Below are 2,830 nucleotides of genomic sequence, written 5' to 3'. Positions count from 1 at the left end.
GAGCGCATACCAAAGAATAAGCTCGAGAAACTGCTGGAGGCTGCAAGGCTTGCGCCATCGGCCGCAAACAGGCAGAACTGGAAGTTCATTGTTGTCGAGGATGAGAACGTAAAAAAACAGCTTGCTACTGCTTGCAATAATCAGGCATTCGTAGGTACCGCTTCGCACGTTATCGCAGGCATTGGTGATTCCCCCCAAAAATGGCACCAGGTCGACCTTGCCATCGCCCTTGAACACATTGTCCTGGAGGCTGTTGAACTAGGGCTGGGCACTTGCTGGATTGGCGCCTTTAACGAAGATGAAGTCAAAAAACTACTCAAAATCCCGCAGGACAAAAAAGTCGTCGCTTTACTGACCGTGGGGATCCCAGCAGAATCGCCCGCTGCCAGACCACGGAAATCTCTTGAAGAAATAGTAGCTTACGACGAATATAAATAAAGGCTTATACCTTTTTACTCTCTTCTGGTTTTTGTAAAACTTTGAGAGAACATGGAGTTTGGGTTATAAAATAATTTTTAATTTAATGAAAATTATTTCTATTACTACTTCATTTACTTTAATACATCAATTACCAACTCTTTCTAAAACAGATCTTAACTAAGTACACTTATTCCTTGTATTATAGAAAACTGACACTGTTTGCTTATATGCTAATTGTGTTTATCTAAGCAGATAAATATCATATTTTAGGGTTCTTGTAATAAATACTATCTCAATTCAAAGTCAAGTTGCATGTATAATATCTAAACAATATTATATATTTATATAGTTGCAGTAGACATTTTAACGTAAATGAATCATCGACAGTAGGCATAACCATCATAGATAGGAGCCTGAAGGGGAATATGGAAACAAGAATTGAAAAACTTAGAGCAAATAATCCAAATCCTGTGCTTAGTGTCGATAAGGATGGTACTGTTCTTTACTCAAATGAAGCTAGTGAGCCCTTATTGCAGGAGTGGGACACGAAAATTGGAGAAAAACTGCCGTCTTCTATCGAAGATTTAGTGGTAAAAACAATTTCTCGGAATAATCCGGAAACAAAGGAAGTTAGAGCGGGAAAAAGAGTATACCTGATCAATTTTCACCCTTTTCCGGAAGAAGGATACGTCAATATTTATGGATTCGATATAAGTAACAACCATAAGGGGCTTGAAGAAAAACTGTGGGAATGTGAGGAAAAGTACCGTAGCATCGTAGAGACAGCAAACGAAGGCATCTGGATTACCAACCCTGAAGCGGTTACGACTTTTGTAAATCAAAAAATGGCGGAAATGCTCGGATACACAGCGGGAGAAATGACAGGGAAACCAATCTTTGATTTTGTCGATAAAGATGATGCGGAAAGTTCACTTACCAGAATAAAATCCCGACAGGAAGACACCAAAGAAAAAAGGTACGAAATGGAATTCTGCCGCAGGGATGGCAGTGTAGTCTGGTCGCTTGTGAGCGCTACGTCCCTCTTTGACTCACAGGGAAAATATATCGGTAGTATGAGCATGCACTCTGATATTACTCAGCGCAAGAAGGCTGAAGAAGAACTTAAAAGAACAAGTGAGGAACTGGAGAGACGAAACCAGGAAACAATAAACGAACGACAACGTCTTTATAACGTACTGGATACTCTGCCGGCAATGATAATTCTATTAACAGCTGACTACCATGTTGCCTTTGCCAACCGCAGATTCCGTAAAAGATTCGGTGATCCAGGTGGCCGGCACTGCTATGAATATTATTTTGGATTTACCCAGCCATGTGAATCCTGTGAATCACATAAAGTACTTGAAACCGGTCAATCTCATCATTGGGAAGTAAGTGGGCCGGATGGAAGCTATTATGATGCCTATAATTTGCCGTTCACTGACGTTGACGGTTCTCCCATGATCCTTGAGATGGACATTGATGTCACTGAGCAAAAAAAAGCAGAAGAAAGACTTCAAGAAAGTGAGGAAAAGTACCGAAATATCGTTGAGACAGCAAACGAGGTTATATTCGTAACTGACAACAAAGCCGTAATCACTTACGTTAACCCGAAAACAATAGACATGCTAGGGTATACTCTAGAAGAAGTTATTGGTAGACCAATATGTGATTTCATCAGTGAAGAGTATAAATCTATTGCCAAACTAAATTGGAAAAAGAGGAAGCAGGGAATAAGTGAAAGTTATGAATTGAAATTGATACGTAAAGATGGTTCATCCCTCTGGACGCTTAATAATACTAAACCCCTTTTTAATAAGGATGGCAAGTTTATGGGCTTGATGAGTATGTTAACTGACATAACTAAGCGAAAAGAAGCCGAAGAAGCTCTCAATAATATAGAAACTGTCCGTAAAAAGGAAATTCATCATAGAATCAAGAATAATCTTCAGGTAATCTCATCACTACTGGACCTTCAAGCTGAAAAGTTCAGAAATAGAAAGAATATCAATGAATCGGAAGTCTTGGAAGCCTTCAGGGAGAGTCAGGACCGCGTGATATCAATGGCTCTTATCCATGAAGAACTATATAGAGGTGAAGATCTCGATAAACTTAACTTTTCGCTTTACATCAAGGAACTCGCTGATGCTCTTTTCTTGACTTACAGACTTGGTAATGCTGATGTCGGCTTAAATATGGATCTGGAAGAAAACATATTACTTGACATGGACACAGCAGTTCCGTTAGGAATAATTGTCAATGAGCTCGTTTCCAATTCCCTTAAATATGCATTTCCCGACAGAGATAAAGGAGAAATCCAAATCAAACTCCATAAAGATAAAAGTGGAGAACATAGAAGCAGCATAGAAGAAAGCAAAAGCGAAGACTATAAGAGTACCAGTTTTATATT

Annotated in this window: 2 protein-coding genes; both read left to right on the top strand. The window is 39.3% G+C overall.

Features of this window, described 5'->3' with window-relative positions:
• On the top strand, nt 1-438 hold a 438-nt coding region (locus tag BP621_RS06795), incomplete at its 5' end, for a nitroreductase family protein (RefSeq protein WP_292388695.1).
• Between the two features lie 407 nt (nt 439-845).
• Nucleotides 846-2,830, top strand: a 1,985-nt coding sequence (locus tag BP621_RS06790) for a PAS domain S-box protein (RefSeq protein WP_292388694.1), incomplete at its 3' end; no start/stop codon positions are given.

This window comes from Methanosarcina sp. UBA5 (assembly GCF_002505485.1).
GTDB lineage: Archaea > Halobacteriota > Methanosarcinia > Methanosarcinales > Methanosarcinaceae > Methanosarcina.
Note: the sequence above shows the minus strand (reverse complement) of the source record. Positions and strands in the feature narration are given on the sequence as shown.